This is a genomic window from Mesorhizobium album (assembly GCF_033977205.1).
Classification (GTDB): Bacteria; Pseudomonadota; Alphaproteobacteria; order Rhizobiales; family Rhizobiaceae; genus Mesorhizobium; species Mesorhizobium album.
Genome location: NZ_JAVIIW010000093.1, coordinates 1 through 6,514 on the forward strand (window position 1 = coordinate 1; position 6,514 = coordinate 6,514).

Below are 6,514 nucleotides of genomic sequence, written 5' to 3' on the forward strand. Positions count from 1 at the left end.
GGCGCCCGCATCAACTGGATGTTCTCGACCGAACAGGCCCGCCTCAAATTGGCCAAAGCCTATCCAAAGCCCACCGCCAAAGAGTCATAATCCCTGTGCAGTGCCACTAGGAGCTTATTCACCGATCCGCCCTAGTTTCCCGTAATGATTGATACGGGAAGACGCTCGCCTTGACTGAAACCGGCATCCATTTTCTCGATGCGCGCGGGCCGGACGGCATGCGGCTCTACGCCATCGGCGACGTGCACGGCCGTTATGACCTGCTCGTCGCCATGCACCGCCGGATCGAGAGCGAGCTGAAAACCGCGCCGTTGTCCGACTGGCGCATCATCCATCTCGGCGACTACACGGACCGGGGACCGGACTCGAAAAGCGTCATCGACTTCCTGATCGAGGCGCGCGAGCGCGATCCGCGCAATTTGGTGCTCGCCGGCAACCACGACATCGGCTTCCTCGATTTTCTCGCCGAGCCCGATGCTGACGGGCTGTTCATGCACTTCGGCGGCGTCCAGACCGCACAGTCCTACGGCGTGTCGCTATCGGCGGGCGGCGGCTGGTTCGGCAGGTCGGATGAGGCGCTGTTGCACAGTCACGCGGCCTTGGTCGAGGCGGTGCCGCAAAGCCATGTCGATTTCCTGCGATCGCTGGCCTTTTCGGTGTCCTTCGGCGACTTCTTCTTCTGCCATGCAGGCATCCGGCCGGACGTCCCGCTCGGAAGCCAGAGCCCGCAGGACCTGATCTGGATCCGCGACACCTTCCTCGATCACCCCGGCCTTTATCCGAAGGTGATCGTGCATGGGCACACCCCCGTCCCTGAGGCCGAAGTGATGGCCAACCGCGTCAATGTCGACACCCTCGCCTGGCAATCGGGAATACTGAGCGCGCTGGCCGTCAACGGCGCTGAAAAGCGGATTCTGACGGTCGAGGGAAAGGCGTTCTAGCCATGATCCCGACTGCGGGATCAGCTTTCCGTTTGTCGGGAAGGATCAGGCTTTAGCGAAGCGCGGCGGTGACGCCGTAGCCGTCGACGGCCTGGTGATTGTTGGCAGCGTCGGCAGCATAAATGCCGAGGCCGCACACCACGATGGCAGACAGCATGACAAAGGACAAAAGCGCTGCTTTCACGGACGTCATCTCTGGTTGAGCTTTTTGCATCTGTGCACGAGGCGGTTACCAATGTGTTGAAACGATAAAATGCGTCTCAATGTTTCGACGATTTCGCGCTTCTAAGCAGATTCTGTATCGCCGGTGTGTCGCATGGATCACACAGAAGGTTCATTGCGGTTGCACGGGCGAAACAGAGCGGGCGCCTTCTAGGATGGCGCGCGAGCACAAGCCAAGGACGAAGCAGGTTTTCCCCAGGCGGAACTGCCGTCGCGTGCTAATTATGCCACGCTTGGCAGAGCGGTCGGCGAGCGGGATTAGATCGTTGCCACCCAGGCGCGGGCAATCGCCAGGCCGGCGGCATCGGCGTCCGGCCCGTTGCGGGCCATCTCGTCGTCGAGCTTGCCGGCCCAGTCGGGGTGGCGTTCGGCGATCAGCGAGGCGAAGGACGCGCTCCAGTCGCGCACCAGCGGGCGGTCCGCCTCGAAATGGAACTGGAAGCCATAAACGGCGCGGCCGATGCGAAAAGCCTGATTCTGGGCGGCATCGTTGCCGGCAAGCCGCACGGCCTCCTCGGGCAAGTCGAACGTGTCGTCGTGCCATTGGAAGATCGGGAATTTTTCCGGCAGCGCGCCAAGCACCGGATCGGCCTTGGCTTCCGTCGTTAGCGACACGCCACACCAGCCGAACTCAACCGCTCCGCCGATGTGGTTCTCGGCGCCGAAGGCGCGGGCGACGAGCTGGCCGCCGAGACAGATGCCGAGCACCGAGCGATCCTTGCCGGCGAAATCGCGCGTCAGTTCGAGCAAAGCGGGAAAGTAAGGATAGTCATTGTCGTCGAGCGCATTCTGCCCGCCGCCCAGCACCACCATAGCATCGTGACCATTCGCAAGCTGCGGCAGCGGGTCACCCAGGTAAGGGCGGCGCAGGTCGAGCTCGGCGCCGGCCTCCGCAAGGGCGGCGCCGACCTGGCCGAGGCCGGTATTGTCGTAGTTCTGGACCACCAGCACCCGCATCTAGAAACCCTGCTGACATGAAATTGCTGGGGCGAGCGATATCATGCCGGCCGCATCTCAGCCAAGCTGCGTGCCGGAGAGAAAGCTATGCCACTGCAGAACCGGGTCGATCCGTTCGGCGCCATCCATGCCGTGCCAGAGCGCGGGTTGTTCATGGGCAATCGCGGCATCATCCATGATCCCGAGACGAAGACGCTTTTGAGGAAGCGCTGGGCCTTGCCGGCCTGGATCATCTGCGTCTGTCAGCGCCGCGGCGTGCGGCGCGAGCCGATGGGCCGCAACAGGCCCGGCGGCAAAGCCGGCTGGACCGAGCTGTTCTTCCTCGACGAGGTGACGGCTTTAGCCGCCGGCCACCGTCCCTGCTTCTTCTGCCGGCGCGAGCAAGCGAGCGATTTCGTGGCCCGCTTCGGCGAGGCCGTCCGCATCGCCAAGCCGCGCGCACCGATGCTCGACAGGCGGCTGCACAAGGAACGGCTTGCCTCGGGTGGCCGGCCGCCGGCAGTCGAGGTCGCGGAACTTGGCGGCCTTCCGGACGGGACGATGTTTGCCGACGGCAGCACTGCTTATGCGCTGCGCGACGGCAAGGCACTCGAATGGTCATTCGGCGGCTACGCAGGCCCTGTTCCGTTCAATCGTCTTGCCAGGCGACCGCTGCGGCTGCTCACGCCTGCAACCAGCATTTCCGTGCTGCGGCAAGGCTACGCGCCGGTCTGGCATCCGTCCGCCGATACTTGACGGCAACGCTGCCCTCGCCCATTGCTCGGCCATGCGCGCCAATTACAAAATGCAGCGGCTGTTCGTGCCAGACGATCTCGGGCCAGGCTTCGAATTCGATGCCGGACAGCAGCAAAGCCACTATCTCGCGCATGTGCTGCGGCTCGGCGAAGGCGCCGAGATCCTCGTCTTCAACGGCCGCGACGGCGAGTGGTCGGCGGCGATCGCCGCCAAGACCAAGAAGGCGGTGCGGCTGAAGGTGCTTTCGCTGCAGCGGCCGCAGCCGCCGCTGCCCGATCTGGTCTACTGCTTCGCGCCGCTGAAGCAGGGCCGGCTCGATTATCTGGTGCAGAAGGCGGTCGAAATGGGCGCCGGCATCCTGCAGCCGGTCATCACCCAACACACGCAGGTGGCGAAGCCCGGCATCGAGCGGCTGCGCGCCAATGTCGTCGAGGCGGCCGAGCAATGCGGCATTCTGGCTGTTCCGGAACTGCGCGAGGCGGAGAAGCTGGAGCGGCTGCTTGGCGGCTGGGACAAAGGACGGCGGCTGATCTTCTGCGACGAGGATGCCTCGACCAACAATCCGCTACCGGCCCTGCAGAAGGTAAGTGAGAAAAAACTCGCGCTGCTGGTCGGGCCGGAGGGCGGCTTTTCCGAGGACGAGCGCAGGATGCTGAGAGCGCTGCCCTTCGTCAGCGCCATTCCGCTCGGACCGCGGATCCTGCGCGCCGACACGGCGGCGGTGGCGGCACTTGCCGTCATCCAGGCTGCGATCGGCGACTGGTAACGCCTTCTTCCCTTCTCCCTTGAAATCCAGTTGAGCCTTGACTCAGGATTTTTCGCTTGATCGGCTACTGACATTTCGTCCATCTAGCGCCCGGCGGTCGGCCGACTGCTGCGGAGGGCTTTTTCATGGCGCGCGACACAACCGATACCCAGCCCATCGAAGGCATCGACGAACTCGTCGGCTACCTGGCCGCGGGCAACAAGCCGCGCGACAAATGGCGTATCGGCACCGAGCACGAGAAGTTCCCCTTCTATATCGACGGCAACGCGCCGGTGCCCTATGGCGGCGAACGCGGCATCCGCGCCATCCTCGAAGGCATGCAGGAAAAGCTCGGCTGGGATCCGATCATGGATGCCGGCCGCATCATCGGCCTTGTCGAGCCGACCGGCCAGGGCGCGATCTCGCTGGAACCCGGCGGGCAGTTCGAGCTCTCCGGCGCGCCGCTGGAGACGATCCATCAGACCTGCCGCGAGGGCAATGCGCATCTGGCGCAGGTGCGCGAGATCGCCGAGCCGCTCGGCATCCGCTTCCTCGGCCTCGGCGGCAGCCCGAAATGGTCGCTGGCCGAAACGCCGAAAATGCCGAAGTCGCGCTATGAGATCATGACCCGCTACATGCCGAAGGTCGGATCGAAGGGCCTCGACATGATGTACCGCACCTGCACGATCCAGGTGAATCTCGACTTCGAGAGCGAGACCGACATGCGCCGCAAGATGCAGGTGTCGCTGAAGCTGCAGCCGCTGTCGACGGCACTGTTCGCCAACTCGCCCTTCACCGAGAGCCGACCGAACGGGCTGCAGAGCTGGCGCGGCGACATCTGGCGCGACACCGACAACCAGCGCTCCGGCATGCTGGAATTCTGCTTTGCGCCCGATTTCGGCTTTGCCGACTATGTCGAATGGGCGCTGGACGTGCCGATGTATTTCGTCATTCGCGACGGCCACTATCACGACATGACGCGCTACACCTTCCGCCAGTTCATGGCCGGCGCTGCCCGCAACGAGGTACCTGATGGCCTGCCGACGATGGGCGACTGGGCGAACCATCTGTCGACGCTGTTCCCGGACGTGCGGCTGAAGCGCTTCCTCGAAATGCGCGGCGCCGACGGCGGGCCGTGGCGGCGCATCTGTGCCCTGCCCGCTTTCTGGGTCGGGCTGCTCTACGACGAGCAGGCGCTGGATGCCGCCGAGACACTGACCTCGAGCTGGACCTACAAGGAGGCGCTGGCGATGCGCAACGCGGTGCCGGAGCATGGCATATCGGCGCCGTTCCGCAACGCCACCTTGCGCGACGTCGCCCGCGACGTGCTGGCGATTGCGCGCATTGGGCTGAAGAACCGCGCCAGGAAGAACCGCGACGGCTATGACGAGACCTCATTCCTCAACACGCTCGACGAGGTCGTGGCGCGCGGCACAACCAGCGCCGAGGAGATGCTTTCGGCCTACCACACGCGCTGGGGCGGCTCGATCGAACCGGTGTTCATGGAGTATGCCTATTAACCGTCCGGCTTCCGCTTGACGGTGGCGCGGCAAAAGCTGCTTCAATCGGTGATGGAAAGGAACTAGGGTTCTCCGCAACCACATTGTGGAGGAGAAGCCCATGCCTTCCCTGTTCGATATTTTTTCGCAGGCCCAGAACGGCCCCGGCATGCAGGCGCTGGCCCAGCAGTTCGGGCTTTCGATGCAGCAGACCCAGGCCGCGGTGCAGGCGCTGCTGCCGGCCTTTTCGCAAGGGCTGCAGCGCAACACGGCCGATCCCTATGGACTGGGCGCCTTCATGTCGGCGATGGCGAGCGGCCAGCATGCCAAATATTTCGAGGACGCGACCCGGGCTTTCACGCCGCAAGGCATCGATGAAGGCAACGGCATTCTCGGCCATCTGTTCGGCTCGAAGGACCTGTCACGCGCCGTCGCCGCCCAGGCCGCGCAAGCCACCGGGCTCAGCCAGCAGGTGCTGCAGCAAATGCTGCCGGCCATGGCCTCGATGATGATGGGCGGGCTGTTCAAGCAGACCAACAACCAGATGCAGGCCGCGGGCGGCTTCGGCGCCGGCGGCAATCCGCTCGGCGAAATCATCGAGGAGATGATGCGGCAGGCGGGCGGCGTGCAGGCTCCGCAGCCGGCGCCCAATCCTTATGGCGACAACCCGCTCGGCAAGGTGCTGCAGGACATGTTCGGCGGCGGCGCGCAGCAGCCGCAAAGCCAGCCGCAGCCGGCGCCCAACCCCTACGGCGACAATCCGTTCGGCAAGGTCCTGCAGGACATGTTCGGCGGCGGCGCGCAGCAGCCGCAACCGCAGCAGACACAGAGCCCCTATGGCGACAATCCGCTCGGCAAGATGTTCGAGGAGATGCTGCGCCAGGGCGGCGGCGGTTTCGGGCTGCCCGGCGCGCAACAGGCGCCGCAACAGCCCCAACCCCGCCAGAACCAACCATCGCAGCCGCAGACCAATCCGAGCGGTCGGCCGCGGAACCCGTTCGACGACTTCTTCGGCAAGATGTTCGAGACCGGCGCGCAGCAGCGCGACGAATATCAGAAGGGAATGGAAACGATCTTCGACCAGTTCAAGCGCGGCATGGACCGGCGATAGGGCGCAACCCTACCAACGCGATCGTCATCCTAGGGCGAAGCAAGGAGCGAAGCGACACGACGCAGACCCAGGGATCCGTGCCGTGACGTTGAAGCGTTGCGACGGTGCAGAATTCTGTTTCGCTGCATTCTTCGATTGAGGCCACGGCATGGATCCTTGGGTCTGCGCTCCGCTTCGCGTCGCTACACACCTAGGATGATGGGTGGACGGCCCCTTGCGGCATCGAATGTGCCAAACTGGCCGTGTTGAAACCCCAGTGGAGGAGACCGTCCGTCATGCAAGCTATCATATTTGGTATCGATTT

General features: G+C 64.2%; 7 protein-coding genes. 5 read left to right on the top strand and 2 right to left on the bottom strand.

Annotated features, from left to right (window positions below):
- Positions 1-170: 170 nt before the first annotated feature.
- The gene (locus RFN28_RS34085) at positions 171-941 is read left to right on the top strand and encodes a metallophosphoesterase (protein WP_320291517.1); all 771 of its coding nucleotides are present in this window, start codon (positions 171-173) and stop codon (positions 939-941) included.
- A gap of 52 nt (positions 942-993) precedes the next feature.
- Here RFN28_RS34085 and RFN28_RS34090 read toward each other — a convergent pair whose 3' ends face one another.
- Positions 994-1,125, bottom strand: coding sequence for a hypothetical protein (locus RFN28_RS34090; protein WP_263487490.1), 132 nt, complete (start codon positions 1,123-1,125; stop codon positions 994-996).
- A 296-nt stretch (positions 1,126-1,421) separates the two neighbouring features.
- Positions 1,422-2,120 (bottom strand): type 1 glutamine amidotransferase, encoded by a 699-nt coding sequence (locus RFN28_RS34095; RefSeq protein ID WP_320291518.1) that lies wholly within the window; start codon positions 2,118-2,120, stop codon positions 1,422-1,424.
- Positions 2,121-2,207: 87 nt separating this feature from the next.
- On the opposite strand from RFN28_RS34095, the gene RFN28_RS34100 reads away from it, so the two are divergent.
- From RFN28_RS34100 to RFN28_RS34115, 4 genes are all read left to right on the top strand, one after another.
- Entirely contained in the window at positions 2,208-2,855 is a 648-nt protein-coding gene (locus RFN28_RS34100; protein WP_320291519.1) for a hypothetical protein, read from the top strand.
- A gap of 31 nt (positions 2,856-2,886) precedes the next feature.
- Positions 2,887-3,621: a 16S rRNA (uracil(1498)-N(3))-methyltransferase gene (locus RFN28_RS34105; RefSeq protein WP_320291520.1), complete on the top strand. Its 735-nt coding sequence runs from the start codon at positions 2,887-2,889 to the stop codon at positions 3,619-3,621.
- A gap of 125 nt (positions 3,622-3,746) precedes the next feature.
- The gene (locus RFN28_RS34110; protein WP_320291521.1) at positions 3,747-5,120 is read left to right on the top strand and encodes a glutamate--cysteine ligase; all 1,374 of its coding nucleotides are present in this window, start codon (positions 3,747-3,749) and stop codon (positions 5,118-5,120) included.
- A 100-nt stretch (positions 5,121-5,220) separates the two neighbouring features.
- The gene (locus RFN28_RS34115; RefSeq protein WP_320291522.1) at positions 5,221-6,210 is read left to right on the top strand and encodes a DUF937 domain-containing protein; all 990 of its coding nucleotides are present in this window, start codon (positions 5,221-5,223) and stop codon (positions 6,208-6,210) included.
- Positions 6,211-6,514: the final 304 nt, after the last annotated feature.

Bases quoted from the DNA above. Each gene is read 5' to 3' on its own strand.
- RFN28_RS34095 (WP_320291518.1), bottom strand. From the start codon at position 2,120: ATGCGGGTGCTGGTGGTCCAGAACTACGACAATACCGGCCTCGGCCAG.
- RFN28_RS34100 (WP_320291519.1), top strand. From the start codon at position 2,208: ATGCCACTGCAGAACCGGGTCGATCCGTTCGGCGCCATCCATGCCGTG.
- RFN28_RS34105 (WP_320291520.1), top strand. From the start codon at position 2,887: ATGCGCGCCAATTACAAAATGCAGCGGCTGTTCGTGCCAGACGATCTC.
- RFN28_RS34110 (WP_320291521.1), top strand. From the start codon at position 3,747: ATGGCGCGCGACACAACCGATACCCAGCCCATCGAAGGCATCGACGAA.
- RFN28_RS34115 (WP_320291522.1), top strand. From the start codon at position 5,221: ATGCCTTCCCTGTTCGATATTTTTTCGCAGGCCCAGAACGGCCCCGGC.